The organism is Acinetobacter guillouiae (assembly GCF_002370525.2).
Lineage (GTDB): Bacteria > Pseudomonadota > Gammaproteobacteria > Pseudomonadales > Moraxellaceae > Acinetobacter > Acinetobacter guillouiae.
In genome coordinates this window covers 907,884-930,166 of the sequence record NZ_AP014630.1, presented here as the reverse complement: position 1 = coordinate 930,166, position 22,283 = coordinate 907,884, and the positions used below count along the sequence as shown (strand labels likewise).

Annotated in this window: 20 protein-coding genes; 3 read left to right on the top strand and 17 right to left on the bottom strand. The window is 41.3% G+C overall.

Translation table 11 applies throughout. The annotated features are described in order from the left end of the window. The first annotated feature begins 49 nt into the window (after positions 1–49). Positions 50–1,186, top strand: a complete 1,137-nt coding sequence (gene thiO, locus AS4_RS04340; RefSeq protein WP_096733328.1) for a glycine oxidase ThiO — start codon at positions 50–52, stop codon at positions 1,184–1,186. A 99-nt stretch (positions 1,187–1,285) separates the two neighbouring features. On the opposite strand, the gene AS4_RS04335 is transcribed toward thiO, so the two are convergent. Then, entirely contained in the window at positions 1,286–2,047 is a 762-nt protein-coding gene (locus tag AS4_RS04335) for a ferredoxin--NADP reductase (protein WP_034611069.1), read from the bottom strand. Positions 2,048–2,129: 82 nt separating this feature from the next. On the opposite strand from AS4_RS04335, the gene gigC reads away from it, so the two are divergent. Next, positions 2,130–3,011 (top strand): LysR family transcriptional regulator GigC, encoded by an 882-nt coding sequence (gene gigC / locus AS4_RS04330; RefSeq protein WP_004722815.1) that lies wholly within the window; start codon positions 2,130–2,132, stop codon positions 3,009–3,011. A 49-nt stretch (positions 3,012–3,060) separates the two neighbouring features. On the opposite strand, the gene AS4_RS04325 is transcribed toward gigC, so the two are convergent. The 16 genes from AS4_RS04325 to AS4_RS04250 form a co-directional block, all read right to left on the bottom strand. Further along, positions 3,061–3,801, bottom strand: a complete 741-nt coding sequence (locus AS4_RS04325; protein WP_096733327.1) for an excalibur calcium-binding domain-containing protein — start codon at positions 3,799–3,801, stop codon at positions 3,061–3,063. Between the two features lie 59 nt (positions 3,802–3,860). Further along, positions 3,861–4,928 (bottom strand): hypothetical protein, encoded by a 1,068-nt coding sequence (locus AS4_RS04320; protein ID WP_096733326.1) that lies wholly within the window; start codon positions 4,926–4,928, stop codon positions 3,861–3,863. 61 nt (positions 4,929–4,989) lie between these two features. After that, positions 4,990–5,625 carry a uracil phosphoribosyltransferase gene (gene upp, locus AS4_RS04315; protein WP_004722821.1) on the bottom strand — a complete coding sequence of 212 codons (636 nt, stop codon included), beginning with the start codon at positions 5,623–5,625 and terminating at the stop codon, positions 4,990–4,992. Positions 5,626–5,746: 121 nt separating this feature from the next. Continuing rightward, entirely contained in the window at positions 5,747–7,303 is a 1,557-nt protein-coding gene (gene nuoN, locus AS4_RS04310) for an NADH-quinone oxidoreductase subunit NuoN (protein ID WP_004819337.1), read from the bottom strand. 2 nt (positions 7,304–7,305) lie between these two features. Continuing rightward, on the bottom strand, positions 7,306–8,910 hold the full coding sequence (gene nuoM, locus AS4_RS04305; RefSeq protein WP_171066895.1) for an NADH-quinone oxidoreductase subunit M: 1,605 nt from the start codon (positions 8,908–8,910) through the stop codon (positions 7,306–7,308). Positions 8,911–8,917: 7 nt separating this feature from the next. After that, entirely contained in the window at positions 8,918–10,807 is a 1,890-nt protein-coding gene (gene nuoL, locus AS4_RS04300) for an NADH-quinone oxidoreductase subunit L (protein ID WP_004722828.1), read from the bottom strand. Beyond that, complete coding sequence (gene nuoK, locus AS4_RS04295) at positions 10,804–11,112, bottom strand: NADH-quinone oxidoreductase subunit NuoK (protein ID WP_004722831.1); 309 nt, start codon at positions 11,110–11,112, stop codon at positions 10,804–10,806. Before nuoK ends, nuoL begins: the two co-directional genes overlap by 4 nt. Further along, positions 11,112–11,630: an NADH-quinone oxidoreductase subunit J gene (nuoJ, locus tag AS4_RS04290; protein ID WP_171066894.1), complete on the bottom strand. Its 519-nt coding sequence runs from the start codon at positions 11,628–11,630 to the stop codon at positions 11,112–11,114. Before nuoJ ends, nuoK begins: the two co-directional genes overlap by 1 nt. Continuing rightward, entirely contained in the window at positions 11,630–12,172 is a 543-nt protein-coding gene (gene nuoI, locus AS4_RS04285) for an NADH-quinone oxidoreductase subunit NuoI (protein WP_004722835.1), read from the bottom strand. Before nuoI ends, nuoJ begins: the two co-directional genes overlap by 1 nt. Positions 12,173–12,190: 18 nt before the next feature. Continuing rightward, the gene (gene nuoH / locus AS4_RS04280) at positions 12,191–13,204 is read right to left on the bottom strand and encodes an NADH-quinone oxidoreductase subunit NuoH (RefSeq protein ID WP_004819331.1); all 1,014 of its coding nucleotides are present in this window, start codon (positions 13,202–13,204) and stop codon (positions 12,191–12,193) included. A gap of 2 nt (positions 13,205–13,206) precedes the next feature. Continuing rightward, positions 13,207–15,891 (bottom strand): NADH-quinone oxidoreductase subunit NuoG, encoded by a 2,685-nt coding sequence (gene nuoG / locus AS4_RS04275; protein ID WP_096733325.1) that lies wholly within the window; start codon positions 15,889–15,891, stop codon positions 13,207–13,209. A gap of 11 nt (positions 15,892–15,902) precedes the next feature. Beyond that, the gene (gene nuoF, locus AS4_RS04270; protein ID WP_034611088.1) at positions 15,903–17,234 is read right to left on the bottom strand and encodes an NADH-quinone oxidoreductase subunit NuoF; all 1,332 of its coding nucleotides are present in this window, start codon (positions 17,232–17,234) and stop codon (positions 15,903–15,905) included. Then, positions 17,231–17,740: an NADH-quinone oxidoreductase subunit NuoE gene (nuoE, locus tag AS4_RS04265; protein ID WP_004722839.1), complete on the bottom strand. Its 510-nt coding sequence runs from the start codon at positions 17,738–17,740 to the stop codon at positions 17,231–17,233. The genes nuoF and nuoE overlap by 4 nt, the downstream gene beginning before the upstream one ends. Before the next feature lie 14 nt (positions 17,741–17,754). Then, complete coding sequence (gene nuoC / locus AS4_RS04260) at positions 17,755–19,542, bottom strand: NADH-quinone oxidoreductase subunit C/D (protein ID WP_096733324.1); 1,788 nt, start codon at positions 19,540–19,542, stop codon at positions 17,755–17,757. Positions 19,543–19,628: 86 nt separating this feature from the next. After that, positions 19,629–20,306, bottom strand: coding sequence for a NuoB/complex I 20 kDa subunit family protein (locus AS4_RS04255; RefSeq protein WP_004722842.1), 678 nt, complete (start codon positions 20,304–20,306; stop codon positions 19,629–19,631). 7 nt (positions 20,307–20,313) lie between these two features. Then, complete coding sequence (locus tag AS4_RS04250) at positions 20,314–20,862, bottom strand: NADH-quinone oxidoreductase subunit A (protein ID WP_004722844.1); 549 nt, start codon at positions 20,860–20,862, stop codon at positions 20,314–20,316. A gap of 896 nt (positions 20,863–21,758) precedes the next feature. Between AS4_RS04250 and AS4_RS04245 the strand changes: the two genes are divergently transcribed. After that, the gene (locus tag AS4_RS04245) at positions 21,759–22,109 is read left to right on the top strand and encodes a hypothetical protein (protein WP_004722847.1); all 351 of its coding nucleotides are present in this window, start codon (positions 21,759–21,761) and stop codon (positions 22,107–22,109) included. Positions 22,110–22,283 lie beyond the last annotated feature (174 nt).

Sequence of the window (22,283 nt, the reverse complement as noted above, 5' to 3'; positions counted from 1 at the left end):
TTGCTTTTGCAGGTGGGGATTAAAAATCTAAATTGGTACAGAATACACAATGCATATCGCCATTATTGGTGCTGGAGTAAGTGGCTTACTCAGCGCGCTTGAGCTTGTTGAACAAGGCTGCAGCATCACTCTGTTCGATCAACAACATGCTGGACATGCTGCTTCATGGGCGGGTGGCGGTATTCTGTCACCCATGTATCCGTGGAGATATCCCAATGAAGTCAATCATCTGGCACAACACGGCAAACAACTTTACCAACAATGGAATGAGAAACTACAACCTAAAACAGGGATAGACTTTCAAATCCATGACACAGGAATGTTAATTTTTGACGAAGCAGATTTTGAGCTTGGACTGAATTATAAAGACCAACATCAAGAACCGATGCAGCATTGTGAATACCTGCAAAGAGAGCAGCTTGAAACCGTCAACCCCCATATTTCAGCACAGTTTCAACATGCAATTTATTTTCCACATTTAGCCAATATTAGAAATCCACGACTTCTTAAATCACTGATTAGCTACCTCAAACAACACCCTCAAGTTGAAGTGTATGAAAATACATGGATCGAAAAATTTAATATTCAAAATCAAAAAATTCAGTCTGTTGAAAGTGCCAATGGACAACGTTTTGTCGCAGACCAATTTGTGATTGCGACGGGTGCATGGTCACATTGCTGGGCGGAACAATTACAGCTTTCGATCCCAGTAGAGCCTGTTCAGGGACAAATGATGTTATTTAAAACCCCGGAAAACTGGTTACCCACCATGTGTATGAACAATGTGATGTATTTGATCCCACGCCGAGATGGTCATATCGTATGCGGTTCAAGCATGGACCATATCGGATTTGATAAGCGTCCAAATGTACAAACACAACAAAATATTTATAAAGCCTGTATCGAAATGGTGCCTGAATTGGCAAACTTCCCCATCGTCAAGCAATGGGCAGGATTACGTCCAAGTTCACCAACAGGCATTCCATATATTGGAAAAATGCCTGAACTGAATAATTTATGGGCAAATTTTGGACATTACCGTAATGGCTTATGTATGGGACCTGCTTCAGCACAGTTATTAAGACAATTGATGCTCAATCAAGATACATGTGTTGATGCAAAAGCTTATTCAACCGAGCGATTAACAGCATACGCACCACTCACTCAGCAATCATCTTTAAGCTAAAAAGTGTTTGGTTCTGACATTAAAGAATTTAAGAGAAGACGCTTATCCGCTTCTCTCATCTAAAATGATTGATAAAATTGCTGATGCCTATCCAGTGATTTACCAATAATTCTCTACAGCAATATTGCCTTCACCGCGACGATTCATCGTTAAACCACGGGCTTTTAATGCGGCTTTGGTGTCATCTACCATTTGTGGATTCCCACATAGCATGACATGGGTAGTATCTGCATTGAATTTTAAATCAGCGGCTTTTTCCAATTCACCATTTTCAATCAAAATCGGTAAACGATCATGTAAGGCTGCATTGGGATCACGCGTAACAATCGGGATAAATTTAAAGCCAGTATGCCCCTCACCAAAAAGCTGGGCAATCTCTTGGATCCGATCGACATAAGCCAATTCAGATTCAGTTCTTACGCTATACACCAAGTTGATTTTTTCGTACTTTGACCAAGTTTCAAAATCTTGTAGCATCGAAATAAAAGGTGCTAGGCCTGTGCCAGTTGCCAATAACCACAAATCTTTAGGCAATGGCAATTGATAACGTGCTAAGGTTAAGAATCCATAGGGGATTTTTTCCAAATAAAGCGCATCACCAACTTGTAAATGCTGTAAATTGGAGGTAAATGCACCATCAGGAACAACGATTGAAAAAAATTCGAGTGTTTCATCAAATGGGGATGAAACCACGGAATATGCCCTTACCACCAAATCATCACCCACTTTTAAACCAATACGAGCAAATTGCCCTGCGGTAAACTTAAAATGGGCAGGTCGAGTCATGGTGAAACTGAAAAGTGTATTGGTCCAACGCTGAACAGACAAAACCTTTTCTATGCTAAATTTTTCAATTGACATGATTTCTTCGTGGCATGAAACATAGTCCTCATGGTAGCATGACTATATAATCTATGAATATTAAAATGTTAAGGCTCTACTTATGCGAATGACTTTACGCCAGTTGGCGGTTTTTGTTGCTGTCGCTCAAGAAGGTACCGTGACCAAAGCAAGTGATGCGGTTCGGTTGACTCAAAGTGCGGCAAGTATGGCTTTGGCAGATTTAGAAGATGGACTGGGTGCTCCGCTTTTCGATCGTCTTGGTAAGCGCTTACAGCTTAATGATCTTGGTCGTTTCTTACTTCCTCAAGCTTTAGAAATCTTAGGTCGCTGTGAAGCCTTTGAACAAGCAGCCAAAGGTGAACTACAAAGTATTGATTTACGGATTGGTGCAACACTGACCATCAGTGATTATTTAATGCCCGACTTAATGGCAAACTTTTTACAAGTTCAACCTCAAGCACATTTACAGCTTCAAGTTGGTAATACCCGCCAAATGATTGAAGCGGTCAACCAATTCCAACTCGATTTGGCATTGATTGAAGGTTCATGCTTCCTACCACAACTTCAATGCATTCACTGGCGCGATGACGAACTCGCGGTATGTTGTTCGCCTAATCATCCACTGGCAAATTTACATCGTGAATTAAAGCAGTCTGACTTCCAGCATGTTGAATGGATTTTACGTGAAGAAGGTTCTGGAACACGTGAAGTCTTTGACAATGCCATTCTAAAAGATCTTGAAGATGCCAATATCCGCTTAACCCTAGGTCATAATGAAGCGATTTTAAAAATCGTTGCTGGAGGTCTAGGAATGTCATGTATTTCTAAATTGGCAATTCAGCCTTTGCTCGACAAAGGACAATTGGTGATTTTAAATACCCCATTCTGGCAACTTGCTCGCCCACTATATATGCTGGTTCATCGTCAAAAGTACCAAGGACCGGGCTTAAGAGCCTTCTTAAAATTTTGTGAAAATGGTTAAAACCAAAGCTCCTCTTGGAGCTTTTTTTATAATTATTCGATTAGCACAACTACTTACCAAATTGCCGTTCACATGGTCGACCATCATGGTTACCATCCATTTGTGTATTGGGGCAATTTGTAATAAAAAATACTGCTTCATCATAAGATGTCATTTGGCTGCAATGGGTACGACCATCGCATTGATAAGGTGATTTTGCCGTTGATGCTGTTGTCGATACAGTGGTGTTGCTTTGTACAGATTCTACTTCATTCTGTTTTTGCACTGAATGATGATAACTATTTAAAGCATTTTGGGATTTTTCACTAAACTTTACTGGTTTGACATAACCAATCTCTTTGCGCTGTTGCTCAACGATTTGCTTCTGTTGTTGTTCTAACAATGCAAATTTAGCATGTTGTTCTTCCTGATAGGTTTGGTATTGATTCCATGTGGCAAAACTAAAATAAACGAAGCCAAAAACAATCACCAAAATCACCACAGACATAAAACCGAATTTCTGCCCTTCATTTTTGCCTCGTCTTAAAATATTTTTTTGCTTATCAATATTGATCTTTTTATTTTTTAAGTCATTACTCATCGCAACATCTAAACGAATCATTTGATGTGCTTTCAATGTTCCATGTGCATTGATGATTACATATTTTATGGTTTCCCCTTTTTTCGGCTGACCACCTTCTTTTGGAAAATCAGCGATGTAAAATATTACAGATTGCGCTGAATTATGATCCAATAAAAGTCCGTAACCTTTATCATGATGATATTCAATGATTTGCCCCAAATAAAACATATAACTTCTCTTTTAAAATAAGTATGAATCGTAAAATATATTCAACTCGTTTCAGATGTTTAGTGTGAATATGCCTTTCGTTTCTGCTGTTTAATCTTGTCCTTTTGTTCTTGTTGATATTGTTGAAGTCTCATTTCAGCCTCAACTTTGTACTGCTTATAACGATCCATTGCATACATCACAGAACTTACCGCAATGAATATCACCACCGCGACGATCACCACCCAAGGGTTCAACGTTTTGCGTTTTTCAGATCGAATTTTTTTGACAGCTTGTTTGCGTTTGGAATATAAAAATTTAACTTTCAACTTTTGAATTAAACGTTGAAATGCAGTTAAATCCATATGCTTTTCAAGCAACTGCCGATCAATTTGGCTGTTAAAATATAAATCATCCCCTTTAAAATTTTGACCATCTTCTATCACCTCTAAGGGGCTAAGCAACACTGCGCTCTGATTACCCTCAGTGATTTCAATGTTTTGATTCTCTTTACCCACATCAACAACAGTAATCGCATGAATTTCTTCAATGGGTTTAATGTTATCAACTGTATGAGTTTGGTCTTGCAATTCAGTATTCTGGATAACTTTAGTGGAAAGGTCAACTTGTGTTTGCGCTACAGGTTCAATCTCTTTGGCTTGATTTAAATCTCCGCCCGATTCTTCAAGTACTGGGTCATTGATTGTTGTTTGAATGGGCTCGACAAAGGTGTCTTGTTGTTGTGCAACCAAGTCAATATCTGGAATAGCGTCAGGTAAAATGCCTTGTTCGGTGTGAATTTTCATTTGAGGGTTCTGTAAGCCTTCATCAGTCAGCACCCTCCTCTTTTTCAGCGCTTTGCGAACATTTCTAATATGTTCATAGGCATTTTCTGAATAAAGATGTGGAACAGAGACCTTGTTTTGATCATTCACATAATTTTTATGATCTAAACGTACGATAAATTTGGCAAATAAACCATCACTCTGCTCTAAAACGACACACTTAATCCGCTCACCAATTTGAGGAAGAAGCAACTGATTTGAAAAATCTTCTAATTTAAAAACAACTTGTTGATGATCATTTAATTCAATTAGACCTTGTCCTAAATCATTATCGAAAAAGGTAACAGTCCCTTTTCTAAACATTTTTTATTCTCTTATCATTAAAAAGGAGGCCCCCTATAGCCTCCTTCGATGATACTAAATTTTAATCTTTTTGCACACTACCAAAAATTTTATCTCCAGCATCACCTAAACCTGGTACGATATAACCTTGTTCATTTAAACCTTGATCAATTGAAGCGGTGAAAATCGTCACATCAGGATGTGCGGCTTCAACACGTTTAATCCCTTCAGGTGCTGCAACCAAAACCATAACACGGATATCTTTACAGCCACTTGCTTTCAAAACGTCAATCGCAGCAACCAAAGATGAACCTGTCGCCAACATCGGATCAATAATCATAGCTAAACGATTTTGTACATCTGGAACCAATTTTTTATAATAAGTACGTGCTTCCAAAGTTTCTTCATCACGTTCTAAACCGAGAACTGAAACTTTAGCACTTGGGATAAGATTTAAAAAACCTTCTAACATGCCAATACCAGCACGTAAAATCGGCACTACAGTGATTTTTTTACCCGCAATTCTGTCTACTGTGACTTTACCATTCCAGCCATCAATCTCATGATCACACACAGGTAAATCTTTGGTTGCTTCATAAGTTAAAAGCATGGTTACTTCTTGAGCGAGTTCACGAAAATTCTTAGTACTAATGTCAGCACGGCGTAATAAACCTAATTTATGACGAATAAGTGGATGACGAATTTCTTGAATAGACACGGGAGGACACCTAAAAGGATAAAAGTAAATTTCCATTATTATAAATGTTTTTTATATCAGAGATAAGAAAAGCCCTCAATGAATGAGGGCTTTTTTTGTTAATAGCAGGATTTTATTGCGATTAGTGTTGTTGGCTCATCAAGAAATGTAAAGGAGATAAAATTTCTGATTTTAACGCCAAGTTGATGATTGGATCTGGATAAACACCAATGATCAATACCAAAGCAGCAGCGCCGAGCACCATCAAACCACCCACTTTTTGTCCCCAATGATCAACCGCATCAATACGAGGATTATCTGGTGGAGTCATATACATCACGATCATCACACGTAAGTAGTAATACAAACCAATACCACTACCCACCACAACCATAGCAGCTAAAAACCAATGTTCTGTGGTTACAGCAGCAATCACCACCATAAACTTACCGATGAAACCAGCGGTCAATGGAATCCCTGCAAGAGAAAGCATCATCACTGTTAAGGTGGCAGTCAGTACTGGACGACGCCAGAATAAACCACGGTAATCCGCAAGCGACTCAGCTTCATCAACATTGTTATATGGGCTCGACATTAACGCGACAGCACCAAAAGCACCAATCGTAGTTAAGGTATAAGTCACCACGTAGACACTTACACTGCCTAAACTTGCATAACCTAAACTAATCAAAGCAATCAATAAATAACCGAAATGGGCAATCGATGAATAACCCAAAATTCGTTTTAAGTTGACTTGACGTAATGCAAGGAAGTTCCCGACTAAAATCGAAAGTACAGCGATCACAGTTAATACAGTCACGATAGACGGTACAAGAATGAAACCTGAACTTAAAATAAAGCGGACTAATAAACCAATGGTTGCAACTTTAGCAACAGTTGCAAGATAGGTCGCGATTGGCGCAGGCGCACCTTGATAAACATCTGGTGTCCATTTATGAAATGGCGCCAACGATAATTTAAACGCAATCGCAATCACGATTAATCCTGAACCCAACAAAATCATTGGTTGAGCAAGGAAACCTTTTAACTGTTCAATAAAGTCAGCCAAAGACGCAATTTGTTGCACTTGTGCTAACTGATTTCCATACAAACCTGGGAAGTCAGTAAATGACAATGTACCGGTATAAGCATAAACGTATGCCATACCCATCAACAAGATTGCTGAAGCGGTTGCAGAAAGTACCAAATACTTTACGCCTGCTTCTAGCGATTTTCCACGCTGATGCGTATATGCCAATAAGCCATACACAGGAATTGACAAAAGCTCTAAGCTAATAAAGAACGACGCATAATGAGAACTTGCCACCATTAACATTGCCCCTGTTACAGAGATCAACATCAAGATATAAAGCTCTTCACGATTATCTTTATAGGTTTCAATATAAGCGTGAGATAACGTACAGCATGCGAGTGCTGCAACTACTGCAATAAATTGATAAAACAATGTAAATGGATCAACCACAAACATGTTCATCACATTTGATGGTGCAAATGAACCACCAAACATCATGAATAAAATATCAATTGCAGCAAGGTTTAAACCCACCACCGATGCAGTCGCAATCAAATTATGATTACGCTTGATCGAGGTTAGGATCATCACCACTACAGCGGTTAAAGCAACAATAAAAACTGGTGCTAAAGGCATGAGACCCGAAAATGACATAGTGAAGTTCATGACTATTGGATCTCCACATTTTGTTGAGATACGACTTGTTGTGCCGCATCAACAACTTCTTGAACTGGAATATAGCTATTTGATAACCACGCCATACTTGAGTGAGAAATATCAAGGAAGCTTTGTGGATACACACCTAACCATAATAAGCCAAATGCACAGATCAATAGAATTACTGTTTCACGTACATTCAAGTCTTTTAATGGACTTTCATAATGCTTTTTCTGTTCTTCATTTGGCGTACCAAATAAAGCTTTGTGGATCAGAATCAAACCATAAAGACCAGCAAAGACCAAGCTAATTGCCGCAATAATGGTAAATGTTGGGAACTTAGCGAATGAACCCATCAAAATCAGGAATTCACCAATAAAGTTACCTAGACCTGGAATACCCACAAGCGCAGAGACAAAGAACATCAAGAAGAATGGTAAATACTGGAATTGACCACGAATACCACCCATCAAACGTAAGTCACGGGTATGTAAGCGTTCATACACTTGACCACACATAATGAACAATGCAGCAGATGACAAGCCATGTGCCAACATCATGATCATTAAGCCTTGGAATGTCAGAATATTACCGGCATAAAGTGCAAGTAATACGAAACCCATATGCGAAATAGAAGTATAAGCAAGCAGGCGTTTCATATCTGTTTGCTGGAAAGCACACCAAGCGCCGTAGAAAATACCAATCAAACCTAAAATAATCGCAATATCGGCAAATTGTGCAGATGCTGCTGGGAAGAATGGCAATACAAAGCGCAGTAAACCGTACGCAGCAGTTTTAATCAAGATACCCGCTAAGTCTACAGAACCTGCTGTAGGTGCTTGCGCATGCGCATCTGGTAACCAACCGTGTAATGGGAATACTGGAAGCTTGACCGCAAAACCAATAAAGAAACAGATCATCAATGCATAGGCAATATGTGGTGCCTGAGCATCTAAAGTGTTTGCAACAGCAAGTAAGTAGTTATAGTCGAAGCTAATCGTACCTGACATCTGAGAACCGTAGACCACTAAGCCTAAGATCCCAATGAGCATGATCAAGCCAGCGACTTGGGTATAGATAAAGAACTTGGTTGCAGCATAAACACGTGATTTACCATCTGCACCTTTATGACCCCAAAGAGCGATCAAGAAGTAGATAGGGACTAGCATCATCTCCCAGAAGAAGAAGAACAAGAACATATCAATTGCAAGGAAAACCCCGATTACCCCACCCAAAGACCATAATAGGTTTAAGTGGAAGAAGCCGACATTCTTTTGAATTTCACCCCATGAACAGCCAACTGCAAGTACACCCAGTAATGCAGTCAAGCCCACCATCAGCAATGAAAGACCATCTACAGCCAAATGAATGTTAATACCGAGTGTTTTAATCCAAGGTAAATAAAATTCTGCTGCCCAAGTTGGAGTCTTCGCCCCCAACTCATAGCTAAAGCCACCTTGTTTCCACAAAATCAGTGTTAAGCCCAATGTAACGAGCATACCGACTAATGCGATATAACGTGGCAAATGTTTATCAAGTTTATCGACCAACCAACACGCGAAACCTGCAATAAAAGGTACAAGAATCAGTGCGGGTAAAATCCAATTGTTTGTGATTTCCATCTTATTTCCCCACTACCTGAATCACGATCAAGATCATCAGCAATACCACTACACCGAGTGACATACTTGATGCATATTCACGTAATGAACCTGTTTGACGGGTACTTGTAAATTTATTCCCACTATTTACGATTGCAGGTAATACCAGCCATAAACCATCAATTGGGTCACGACCTAAAATTTTCGCAATGAGTAAATAAGGTTGAACAAATACAAGGTTGTATAAAGAATCGAAACCAAATGCATTACGGCAGATATTTGCAAGTCCAGCACCAAATGAAGTGGCTGCAAAACCTTGCACCGCTTTATAAGCGAAAGCAAATAACACCACGCCTACAGCTAAACCGACCAATGCGATACCGACTGCAAGGTGTTCTGCACCATGCATTCCTTCTTCAATCGCTTGAGAAACTTCAAATGCAGGGATATGTGCTGCATTTAAAATGTTCATCACTGGCGCTTTTAAGAAGTAAGCCAAACCTGTTGAAAGAACAGCCAAGATACCTAAAGGCGCCCAATACGTTGCACCTTTGATTTCGTGATAATGTGTTTTTTCTTCACCGAAGAATACAACCCAAATTAAACGGAATGTATAAATCGAAGTTAAGAATGCACCCGCAACACCAACCCAATACAATGAGTTATACAATGCGACAGATTGACCTTGCGCCCAAACAGCACCCAAGATTGCATCTTTTGAGAAGAAGCCGATCGTGATAAATGGGATTGCAGCAAGTGCACCACCACCAATCGCGAAGCAAGCAAATAAGAATTTGTTTTTGTAGAACAAACCACCCATTTTAAAGATGTTTTGTTCATGATGGTAAGCCAAGATCACCGCACCAGAAGACAAGAACAATAATGCCTTAAAGAATGCATGTGCAAGCATATGGAACAGACCTGCTTGATACGCTTCTGCACCCACAGCCATAAACATATAACCGAGCTGACTCATGGTAGAGTAAGCCAGAATACGTTTGATATCTGTTTGAACCAAAGCCGCAAAGCCAGCAACCAACAATGTTACAGCACCCGTAATCGAAATGAACTGCATCACTTCTGGTGTCATTTCAAACACAGAGAACATACGGCAACATAAGTAGATACCCGCGGTAACCATTGTTGCAGCATGAATCAATGCAGATACTGGTGTCGGACCAGCCATTGCATCTGCCAACCATGTTTGTAATGGGATTTGCGCAGATTTACCTGCTGCACCCAAGAACAACATCAATGATGTGATCAATGCCAAGTTATGATCAAGTGCGAGAACTTGTGAAGCATTGGCAACAATCGTGCCGATGTGTAAAGTACCAAATTGTTGGTAAAGCAAGAACAATGCGATCAGTAAGAATACATCACCAACACGCGTTACTGTAAATGCTTTAATTGCCGCAAAACCATTTGCAGGGTTTTGGTAGTAATAACCAATCAACAGGTAAGAACACAGACCAACGCCTTCCCAACCTAAGAATAACAACGCTAAGTTGTCACCCAATACAAGCACCAACATGCTTGCAACGAATAAGTTGAAGTATGAGAAGAAACGTGCGAAGTCTTCTTCACCACGCATGTACCAAGTTGCAAAGATGTGAATCAGGAAACCTACACCTGTCACCATGCCCATCATTAACAATGACAAGCCGTCAAGATGCAAACTTACACCCGGTGCAAAACCGCCTACATTGAACCAAGTCCATAAATGCTGTGCTTGCGCAACTGAACCCTGCTTAACAAAGTCCATGCCTGCAATCAATGCAAATAAAGCAGAGAGGCCAACAGAACCCGCACCAATAATTGCTGCTACATTTTCAGGAAGTTTATTACGTCCTGCCGCTAAAAGTACAAAGCCAATCAGCGGAAATAAAATCGTTAAATATAAATAACTCATCCGCGCATCTCACTAGCAGCATCTACATCCAGATGATGGAAGCGATGATAGAACTGGAGGACGATCGCTAGACCGATACAAGCCTCTGCCGCAGCAAGTGTGAGGATCAAAATAAACATAATTTGACCATCAGGTTGTGCCCATGCACTTCCTGCCACAACGAATGCCAATGCTGCTGCATTCATCATGATCTCAAGGCTCATTAACATAAATAATAGGTTGCGTCGCACCATTACACCGTAAAAACCCAGTGCAAAAAGGATAGTTGCGACGATCAAACCATGTTCTAAAGGAATGTTGCCCATTACTGTTTATCCTCTGCTGCACTCGGTTCACGTTTGCCTAAGTGGAATGCTGCAACCAATGCTGCAAGCAATAACATTGCGGCAACTTCAACCAATAATAAATAGTGGGTAAAGAGTGCTTGACCAATTGCTTTAGGTCCAATCACTTGAGTTCCAAGTACTGCACCATGTTGGGTATAGTCTGAACCTAATACCCAAACCAAACATAAGCCAACTAAGAAGCTCATGAGTGCTGGATAAGCCCAAGCATCTGAAGTCAACCATTTACGTTCTTGATCAACTGTATGTTGACCAAGGTTGAGCATCATGACCACGAATACGAACAACACCATGATCGCACCCGCATAAACAATCACTTCAAGCGCAGCTGCAAATGGTGCACCAATGATCAAGAAGATCCCTGCAACAGCAAGTAGAGAAACGATCAAACTTAATAAAGCATGTACTGGATTGGTGTTGGTCACAACACGAATCGTCGAAACAATGGCCACGAGAGCCATTAAATAAAATGGCCACATCATGGTAATAAGCTCCGTACATCTACAGGCGCACTTTCACGCTGCGCTTGACCTTTTTCTTTACCATCAATTGCCATACCACTTACACGGTAGAAATTGTAGTCTGGGTATTTACCTGGTCCTGAAATGAGTAAGTTTTCTTTCTCATAAACAAGATCCTGACGGACATATTCGCCTAACTCAAAATCTGGTGTTAACTGAATAGCAGTTGTTGGACATGCTTCTTCACACATACCGCAGAAAATGCAGCGTGAGAAGTTAATGCGGAAAAATTCTGGATACCAACGTCCATCATCTTTTTCAGCTTTCTGCAATGAAATACAACCAACAGGACATGCAACCGCACATAAGTTACACGCAACACAACGCTCTTCACCGTCTGGGTCACGTGTTAATACGATACGACCACGGTAGCGTGGAGGTACGATTTGTTCGGCTGGCACTTCTGGATATAAAATCGTATCGCGTTTGCGTGTGACATGGCTAAACACCATCCACAACGAACGAACAATTGATCCTACGCCAGCTAGAATTTTATACATTTTGTACTCCCTGCTGTCCTAGGCCTGATTCATCAGAATCACAGCACCAGTCACCAAAAGGTTGACCAATGCAAGTGGTAAACACACTTTCCAACCAAAATTCATCACTTGGTCATAACGTGGACGCATTAAAGAACCACGTGCCAAGACAAACATCATTACAAAGAATGCTGTTTTCGCAATGAACCAGAACGCATCTGGAATGAATGGAATATTTAAATTAAATGGTGCTAACCAACCGCCAAAGAATAAAGTCACGATCAGTGCTGAAATTAAAATGATGTTGACGTATTCAGCAACGAAGAACATCCCCCATTTCATACCACCATATTCGACATGGTAACCTTCTGCCAATTCTTGTTCAGCTTCTGGTTGGTCAAATGGATGACGATGCGTTACCGCAACACCTGCAACCACGAAGATCATGAAACCAATGAATTGCGGAATCACAAACCATACATCACGTTGTGCTTCTACGATGTCACGCAAGTTAAATGAACCTGCAATTGCCACCACACCCATCAATGAAATCCCTAAAAAGACTTCATAAGAAATGGTTTGTGCTGCTGAACGTAGACCACCTAGTAACGCATATTTGTTGTTGGATGCCCAACCACCAAATAACACCGCATATACTGCGATACCTGCCATTGCCATAAAGAACAATAGCCCGATACTCATGTCTGAAACACCTAAGTAAGGTGAAACAGGAATAACCATGAATGACAGTACTGCAGTCGCCATTGCCACTGCTGGTGCTAAACGGAAGGTTAACTTATCTACAAACTTTGGTGTCCAGTCTTCTTTGAACATGATTTTCAACATGTCGGCAACGATCTGGAACATCCCGCCAGGACCAACACGGTTTGGTCCATAACGGTCTTGCCATAAGCCCAGCAAACGACGTTCAATAAATGACATCAAAGCGGCCAGTAAAACAACAACCAACAAAATTACGATGGCTTGAATCACAGAATAAGCGATTGGCCAGTCTTGTGCCCATGTCGGTAGTGCGCGTAAAGATTCATTCATGATTACACTCCTACCGTTACAGATACAGGTTCAGCAAGTGAAACTGTTGGTGCTTGGCCGACTGGATAACCGATATAACCTGTTGGTAAATATTCAATCACATGCACAGGAAGACTAATCGTCGTTTCGCCTGCTTTCACTGTCAGTTGTTGACCATCTTGAACATTTAAACGTGCTGCATCTTGCTCGCCTACGGCAAAAGTCGCTTCTGGAATACGCGATTCCATCACCGGCGTTTTAATCGTAAATTCACCTGAAGCGAAAATATGATGCATTGGAACCAGACGGAAACTCTCTGGATTTGCCACAACCGCAGTTGGCGCCACATAGCTACGTGCAGGACGTTTTACTAAGCGATCAAACAAACGAACGCCTGAATCACCACCTTTAAGGTGACCACCCACTTCATCTTGGTATTTGTTCCAAGCTTGTGGTGAGTTCCAACCCGGTGCCCATGCAAATGGAACCAATGACGATGCATTTTGCGGTCCAACATAACCTTCCATAGAGAATGTTAATGCGGAATCGACATCGACAGGTTGTTTCGGCTCATGTACGTTTAATGGTGCACGCATTGCAGTACGACCTGAGTAACGACGTGGTTCACGGGCAATTTTCAAGCCATGAACACGGTAGCCCGCATCAGGTGCAACATCTTGAATTGCTTCAAGAACTGGAACATTTTTGACCACAGACTCAATTACGTCATCCAGCAATGTCCACGAGATCACTTTACCTTTCACACCCGTTTCAATGGCATGTAACCAGCGCCAAGATTCTTTGATGGCATATTCTGGTTTGTAATAGCTTGGGTCATAAACTTGATAGAAGCGTTGCGCACGACCTTCTTGGCTGACCACTGTCCCATCGCCTTCTGCAAAGCTTGCAGCAGACAAGACAACATCCGCCGCTTTTACGGTTTCAGTTTCAGAATGATCAAGCACAATCACGCTTTGCGCTTTGTCTAGAGCAGCCTGTACTTGTACAGCAGGTAGACGGCGGAACAAATCATTTTCAACGATAATGATTGACTCATAATCTTGAGCAAATGCTTGTTCTAGGCTTAAACCACCAAACAAAGCCATACCCATTGAGTTCACTTCTGGAACTGTCAATGTTAAGCCTGCATTTCCACCTAGGTTTTGTGCAACTTGTGCAGCAGCTTCCATGATGGCAGCATCTTGTAAGCTAGTACCCGAGATGATTAATGGTTTTTTCGCAGCTTTTAACGTATCCGCAATGGTTTGTGCAAATGCTTTAGCATCATCATCTAAACCAAGAATCGCATCACCGTTTACACCCGCAGCAATCGCAAAACCTAAACGTGCAATATCGTTTGGAGAAGCAACAACTTCACCCTCAGCAATATCAGCTAAACGTGTTTGTGTTGCAGCCAAGATATAGATTGGAGAATTTGCATCCTGACCAATACGTTTTACAGGTTCAGCTAACCAATCTTGGGTACGGCGGTCTGCAGCCATTTGTTTGGCTTTGTTTTTCGCAGCTTGGCGAACAGACAGTGCCATACGTGGTGCAGTTTGCGTTAAATCTTCACCCAAGATCAAGACTGCATCATAGCTTTCGATTTCGCGCATACTTGGGTTATAAACACCCTCAGCTTGCATAATCGATGCAGCAAGTTCAACCAAGTTCTGTTCTTTTTGAGAAAGACCTGTTGAATAATTTTCTTGGCCAACCAACTCACGCAACGCATAGTTTGATTCTAATGATGCACGTGGAGAACCAATACCCAAGACTTTTTTGCCTTGAACATTTTCAATCACTGAATCCAGCGCCACATCAACAGAAACAGTTTTAACTTCTGTTGCAGCACGGAATTGCGGCTGACGTGGACGATCTTCACGGTTCACATAACCCGTACCAAAACGACCTTTATCGCAAAGGAAATATTGGTTAACGTCACCATTGAAACGGTTTTCTACACGACGTAATTCGCCATAACGCTCACCCGGAGAGATGTTACAACCAGAAGAACAGCCTTGGCATACGCTAGGCGCATACTGCATGTCCCACTTACGGTTATAACGTGCCGAATGGGTTTTATCGGTAAATACACCTGTTGGGCACACTTCAGTCAAGTTACCAGAGAACTCAGACTCTAAAGTGCCTGATTCTGGACGACCGAAGTAGACACGTGATGCATTGGCATAAACACCAAAGTCTGTACCACCTGCATAATCGTTGTAGTAACGAACACAACGGTAACATGCGATACAACGGTTCATCTCATGTGCAATGAAAGAACCCAACTCTTGGTTGTGATGCGTACGTTTGGTAAAACGATAACGACGACGATCATGTTGCGTCATTACCGTCATATCTTGTAAATGACAGTGACCACCCTCTTCACAGACTGGACAGTCGTGTGGGTGGTTGGTCATTAAGAATTCCACAATCGATTCACGGAAATCTTTTGCTTCTTTGTCTTCAATCGAAATAAAGGTATTGTCAGATGCAGGAGTCATACATGACATTACTAAGCGACCACGAGTATCTTCTGGATTCGCATATTGAGTAACAGCACATTGACGGCAAGAACCGACAGAACCTAAAGCTGGATGCCAACAAAAATATGGGATGTCGATGCCAAGACTCAAACATGCTTGTAGCAAGTTTTCCGAGCCATTGACTTCATACGATTTTCCATCGACATGAATTGTAGCCATAGTCGAATTCCTTAAACTTGTTCTACGTGGCTGGCTTGGGCTACAGGACGATCTGTCACTTTAGCTTCAAACTCGCTACGGAAATATTTGAGTGCACCCATCAATGGTTCCATCGCACCTGGTGCGTGAGCACAGAATGTTTTACCAATCCACAACTTGCGAGTCAGTTCTTGAAGATGTTGAATGTCTTCCATCTTCCCTTCACCTTTCTCAATTGCGACAAGTGCTTTGACCGCCCAAGGTAAACCATCACGGCATGGCGTACAGAATCCACATGATTCACGTGCAAAGAATTCTTCTAAGTTACGCGTTGCAGAAACCATACACTGGGTTTCATCAACGACCATTAACAAACATGTACCTAGACGAGAACCTGCTTTCATAATGCTTTCTGAATCCATTGGAAGATCAATGTGTTCAGCAGCCAAGAAGTCAGTCGATGCCCCACCCGGTAACCATGCTTTCAGTTTAAGACCATCGCGCATACCGCCAGCATAGTCTTCAATCACTTCACGTGCAGTCGTACCAAACGGTAATTCCCAAAGACCAGGGAAAGTCACTTTACCTGATGCACCATAAATTTTAGTGCCTGGATCTTTAGATTTACCCGCAGACAAACCGATATACCACTCAGGCCCACGCAACATAATTGCTGGTAAGTTGTTATAGGTTTCTACGTTGTTTACGATGGTCGGACGGCCCCATGCACCTGCAACTTGCGGGAATGGAGGCTTAGTACGTGGGTTTGCACGACGACCTTCGAGTGAGTTAATCAATGCAGTTTCTTCACCACAGATATAACGCCCCGCGCCGGTATGCACATGCAGGTCAAAATTCCAACCTGTATCTAAGATGTTGTCACCCAAATAACCTTTAGCACGCACTTGTTCTAAAGCTTCATTTAAGTATTGTGCAGCTTCAATGTATTCACCGCGAATGAAGATATAACCCTGAGTCGCTTCGAGGGTATAACCTGCAATCAACATCCCTTCGATCAATTGATGTGGAAGTTTTTCCATCAACAAACGGTCTTTGAATGTTCCCGGTTCCATTTCATCGGCATTACAGATTAGGTAACGAGGACCACCATCATTGGGTGCCATCAATGACCATTTAATCCCTGCTGGGAAACCTGCACCACCACGACCTTTTACAGTCGCTGCTTTGATGACTTCAAGAACATCTTTAGGTGGCATTGAAAGCGCTTTTTTAAAGCCTGCATAGCCTTCTAAAGCTTCATAGTCATCAGCACTACGAACAAATTCCTGCTTACTCAAACGCCATGTTAATGGGTGAGTTTCAGGGTTTCCTTCGCCATAAATTGGTCTTGGTTCGGTATTCATACATACTTCTCCAATAACTGTTTCACAGAAGTCACTTCTACCAAACCGTGTGTATCTTCATCAATCATCAGGGTTGGACCTTTGTCACAGTTCCCTAAACAGCAGATCGGCAATAAAGTAAAACGACCATCAGCTGTCGTTTGACCAAATTGGATACCCAGTTCACGTTGGAAAGCTTCTGCTAAAGTTTCCGCACCCATCAAGAAACATGCAATCGAATCACATAATAAAATTACGTGACGACCTACAGGCTGACGGTATATACGGTTATAGAATGTTGCAACACCCTCTAAATCCGCAGTTGTAATTGTCAATAATTGAGCAATTGCATGTAACTGCGCGTCATCCACCCAACCATTACGGCGTTGTACACACTTTAAAGCATCCAAAGACGCTGCGCGTGGGTATGGGTAGTGACCCATGTGATGTTCAATTTCATGGATTTCTTCGCTGGTCAGAATCCCTTCAACATTCACACGTGGCTTTTTATCAGTCAAAATCATCATAATGCGTTTACCCCTTAGCGATCCACGTCAGCCATAACGACGTCAATTGTCGCTAAATAAATGATCAAGTCAGATACAAGACTGCCGTTAATCACGGAAGGAATTTGCTGCAAGTGGGTGAAAGTAGGCGTACGAATACGGGTACGGTAACTCATGGTTGACTTATCTGAAGTCAAGTAATAGTTAGACGCACCTTTCACCACTTCTGCCATTACAGAGGCTTCACCAGCTGGCATTACAGGACCCCATGACACGCTCAAGAAGTGCGTAATCAAAGTTTCAATATCTTGTAAAGTCTTATCTTTTGGTGGTGGAACTGCCAATGGATGATCCGCTTTATAAGGACCAGAAGGCATATTATCCAAACACTGTTTGACGATTTTTAACGACTCTTCGATTTCGCGATAGTGAACCATCACACGCGCGTAAGCATCGCCTTCATACTCTAACGGCACTTCAAAGTCGTAATTTTCATAACCACTGTATGGACGATATTTACGAACATCAAAATCAATACCTGTCGCGCGTAAACCAGTACCTGTTACACCCCAAGCCAATGCTGATTTAGCATCGTATTGCGCAACATTACGGGTACGACCCACAAATACTGAGTTTTTCAATGCAGCAGTATGATATTCCTTCAAACGTTTTGGCATCCATTCGAGAATTTCACGAATCAGTTTTTGCCAGTTGTTTGGAAGGTCATGTGCTGTCCCGCCGATACGGAACCATGCTGGGTGCATACGGAAACCAGTGATCGCTTCAATTGCGTCATAGATTTTTTGACGATCCGCAAACATATAGAATACTGGTGTCATACCACCGGCATCCTGAATCGCAGTACCGATATACAACAAGTGGTTATTGATACGGAATAATTCAGACATCATGACACGGATACATTGTGCACGATCAGGAACGGTAATCCCTGCAAGTTGCTCCACACCCATGACATAAGGCATGTTTTGCGCACAACCACCTAAGTAGTCAACACGGTCTGTATATGGAATAAATGAATGCCAAGTTTGACGTTCAGCCATCTTTTCCACACCACGGTGGTGATAGCCAATATCAGGCACACAATCTTTCACTTCTTCGCCATCAAGCTGCAAAATTACACGGAATGCACCATGCGCAGATGGATGGTTAGGTCCTAAGTTCAAGAACATAAAGTCTTCATCGGCGTTACCGCGTGTTAGACCCCAATCTTCTGGAACAAAACGAAGATGTTCTTGTTCGAAATCTTGTTTAGCCTTGTCTTGCATGTACGGTGTATATTCAGTCGCACGTGCAGAATATTCTTTACGTAGTGGATGACCTTCCCAATAAGTTGGCAACAAGATACGACGAAGCATTGGATGCCCTTCGAAATTGATCCCAAACATATCGTAAGCTTCACGTTCGTACCAATTGGCATTTGGCCAAATATTGGTCGCTGTTGGAACATTAACATCGTTCTCACTCAGCGCCACTTTGATACGAATATCACTATTACGTTCTAATGAAAGCAAGTGATAGAACACTGTGAAATCAGATGCAGGTAAACCATCACGGTTGTTACGCAAACGTTCATCGACCGCAGATAAGTCAAACAGCATCACATAAGGACGTGGTACTGTACGCAAGTACATTAAAACTTCTTGTACACGTGCGCGCTCAACCCAGACCGTCGGAAAATCTTCAAACGTTGGTTGCACGTAAAAGTTCTCGCCAAATTTGGCTTTGAGATCTTCTACAATTGCAAATGCTGGGCGGGAATCAACTGGAGTCGATTCTGGCATAGCAATTTCAGTTTCAGCCATTGGCTTGGCTTCCTATTTAATACAAATTCTGTCAAATTCCCTGATGACCATATCCATCAGATATGTCAAATACTCATCAGAAAAAATTACTCAATTTCATCCATAGAGCGTAAGTTTTTCACTGCAATACGTTCAGCGTTCTTACGGTCGCGTTCTGGCATCATCTTTGGCTTATACACTGGCTGAAGATCATCACCGATTACCGCAGAGAGCGGACGACGTTCTAATTGAATTTGGTCTTGCAATAACATCAAGGCTTGAATCAATGCTTCTGGACGTGGTGGGCAACCTGGAACGTACACGTCAACAGGAATGATTTTATCCACACCTTGTACAACAGAATAGATGTCGTACATACCACCAGAGTTTGCACAAGCACCCATTGAAATCACCCATTTAGGCTCAAGCATTTGTTCATACAAACGTTGAATTACAGGTGCCATTTTAACAAAGCAAGTCCCTGCAACGATCATCAAATCTGCCTGACGTGGCGAAGCACGAATAACCTCGGCACCAAAGCGCGACAAGTCATGCACACCGGTTAACGTGGTTGCATATTCAACGTAGCAGCAAGATGTACCAAAGTTAAAAGGCCATATTGAGTTTTTACGGCCCCAGTTTACAGCTGTGTGTACCACATCCTCTAAGCGAGTCATGAACACATTTTTATTCACTTCTTCTTCAAGTGGATCTGTCACAATTTGACGATCTTGAAGCGGATATTGTTCAGCTTCTGGATTCGCACGGGTTAAAGTATATTTCATTCCCGAGTTACTCCTTGTTCAGAGACATGGTCGGTGTTTTATCTTTCACACGACCAGAAGATTGAGCTGGAATAGTTCCAGTAGGATCCATCACCAACTCTTCAATTGAATTGAAGCGAGTAATTTCTGCAAGGTCCATATTTGGTGAACCAATTTTAGGTTTAATCCCTGCGATTTTACGTTTATCTGAAGGTGACCAGTTCAATGCACCTGTAGATAATTCATAAATCAAACCAACGAGTAAAACTAAAATAAATACAGCTGCAGCTGAAAAACCAACCCAACCTACTTCACGTACAGATGTCGCCCATGCATATAAATAGAGGGCTTCCAAATCGAATACAACAAAGAAGATTGCAACAAGGTAGAACTTCGCAGACAAGCGGATACGTGCACCACCAGCACTAACCACACCTGATTCAAATTGCTCTTGCTTCGCACGTCCCCATGATTTACCCCCAAGGAGCAAAGGAACGGTGAGCATAAAGACACATAAAAATGTCACGCCGATCACGAAGGCAATGATTGCCCAATCGTATGGAGTAATGGCACTCATGCGGGGATAACTCCTGGCAGGCCTATTATTTAACAAAGAATGTATGTATTGGCCTTGCAAATACACCAAACACAAAATAAATCTGGTCAATTGTACCCGATTGATGTCATCTGTTGCTAGTTAATAGCTCTAAGTCTTTCGGATGATTTTTTAGACAAAAGCCATAATTTTTCCTGATTCACAGCGATACAGCGCTGACTTATCGTTTTATCAAATTTCCATCCCTATTCTTATTAGTTTTTCCGAAGTTTATTTTTTAATCATGAATTAAAAATGACAAATCAGTAGCTTAATCCGATTCAGTCCAAGTAAAAGCTTCGATTTATCCATGCTTTTCTGCGATTTAATTGGCTAATTTCTACAAATATAAGGATTTACCATCTAAAATATTTTGTTACATTCTATGTGGTAAAATAGTCACATTAGATCAATCAAGTGATAAAAATTATCTTATTGTGATAATTTTTAAATATTACAAAGTTATTTATAATTTTTTATACTTTACTATTATCAAAATCAACTTATTTCAATGAAATAACCCGCTTTAAACCATCCAGCGCCAAATGCTCAATGCCTACTTTTGACCTACCTTGTGCCCTCTTATGATTTTCTGGGTTAAATTTTCAAAATAGTCAGCACTGTCAATCATGTCATTTTTCGCACATCCCACAACCAAGCTCATCTAAACTGGCCCAAACTAAAGCCGTTTGAAAGATGAGTAACTTATCGCCACTTAAATCAGCAAATTGTATATTTAACACCCAATTGCAGTAAAAGGTGTTCGTTGTCGCAAACTTAGACGAATTGTCTACAGAGCCTATACACATTGAACGACTTTTATGTATATGCTATTCAATATGAACAACTTTAAATCAATAATTTAGGGGTAAAACAAGATGGAATTCAGCAGCAAGCCAAACTATTTTTTATTTGCACAATTACTGATTCGTCATATTGAAAATTACGTCAAAAAACACGCTGATGCACAAAATGCAATTTTTGATCTAAGAGATGTTTATGAGCTTTTCCGCCAAGATCTTGCCGCAACCACGACAAATCTAGAAGGGATTTTAAATATCGCGGATGAATATCGTATTGATACCATTCAAGGTGACCAAAAAATCATTAGCAGTTATAAAATTGACGCTGAACAAAATAGCTTATTGATTGACTTTAATCATGATGCATTACAAGCATTGCGAGACAGCAAGCCAATCATTGCGCCTGATGCAACGCTTCAACAATAAGATCTAGACTGGACAACATCCAGACATAAAAAACCACCGAAATTTTTTGGTGGTTTTTTTATTTGAAACCAAGCCTTCAGTCCACAATAGCATTCTTCTTATTCATCCAGTATTCCACACTACACGAAACCCAACAGGATCGCTGTCCTATGGCGTCGTGCTCGAAGCTGATGA

What these genes read in the sequence shown, in the direction of transcription:
- AS4_RS04335 (WP_034611069.1), bottom strand. Translation starts at nt 2,047, where the DNA reads ATGTCAATTGAAAAATTTAGCATAGAAAAGGTTTTGTCTGTTCAGCGT.
- nuoF (WP_034611088.1), bottom strand. Translation starts at nt 17,234, where the DNA reads ATGAATACCGAACCAAGACCAATTTATGGCGAAGGAAACCCTGAAACT.
- nuoL (WP_004722828.1), bottom strand. Translation starts at nt 10,807, where the DNA reads ATGAGTTATTTATATTTAACGATTTTATTTCCGCTGATTGGCTTTGTA.
- thiO (WP_096733328.1), top strand. Translation starts at nt 50, where the DNA reads ATGCATATCGCCATTATTGGTGCTGGAGTAAGTGGCTTACTCAGCGCG.
- AS4_RS04245 (WP_004722847.1), top strand. Translation starts at nt 21,759, where the DNA reads ATGGAATTCAGCAGCAAGCCAAACTATTTTTTATTTGCACAATTACTG.
- nuoE (WP_004722839.1), bottom strand. Translation starts at nt 17,740, where the DNA reads ATGATGATTTTGACTGATAAAAAGCCACGTGTGAATGTTGAAGGGATT.
- AS4_RS04325 (WP_096733327.1), bottom strand. Translation starts at nt 3,801, where the DNA reads ATGTTTTATTTGGGGCAAATCATTGAATATCATCATGATAAAGGTTAC.
- nuoN (WP_004819337.1), bottom strand. Translation starts at nt 7,303, where the DNA reads ATGAACTTCACTATGTCATTTTCGGGTCTCATGCCTTTAGCACCAGTT.
- nuoK (WP_004722831.1), bottom strand. Translation starts at nt 11,112, where the DNA reads ATGGGCAACATTCCTTTAGAACATGGTTTGATCGTCGCAACTATCCTT.
- AS4_RS04255 (WP_004722842.1), bottom strand. Translation starts at nt 20,306, where the DNA reads ATGAAATATACTTTAACCCGTGCGAATCCAGAAGCTGAACAATATCCG.
- gigC (WP_004722815.1), top strand. Translation starts at nt 2,130, where the DNA reads ATGCGAATGACTTTACGCCAGTTGGCGGTTTTTGTTGCTGTCGCTCAA.
- nuoJ (WP_171066894.1), bottom strand. Translation starts at nt 11,630, where the DNA reads ATGTGGCCATTTTATTTAATGGCTCTCGTGGCCATTGTTTCGACGATT.
- nuoI (WP_004722835.1), bottom strand. Translation starts at nt 12,172, where the DNA reads ATGTATAAAATTCTAGCTGGCGTAGGATCAATTGTTCGTTCGTTGTGG.
- nuoH (WP_004819331.1), bottom strand. Translation starts at nt 13,204, where the DNA reads ATGAATGAATCTTTACGCGCACTACCGACATGGGCACAAGACTGGCCA.
- AS4_RS04320 (WP_096733326.1), bottom strand. Translation starts at nt 4,928, where the DNA reads ATGTTTAGAAAAGGGACTGTTACCTTTTTCGATAATGATTTAGGACAA.
- nuoG (WP_096733325.1), bottom strand. Translation starts at nt 15,891, where the DNA reads ATGGCTACAATTCATGTCGATGGAAAATCGTATGAAGTCAATGGCTCG.
- nuoC (WP_096733324.1), bottom strand. Translation starts at nt 19,542, where the DNA reads ATGGCTGAAACTGAAATTGCTATGCCAGAATCGACTCCAGTTGATTCC.
- AS4_RS04250 (WP_004722844.1), bottom strand. Translation starts at nt 20,862, where the DNA reads ATGAGTGCCATTACTCCATACGATTGGGCAATCATTGCCTTCGTGATC.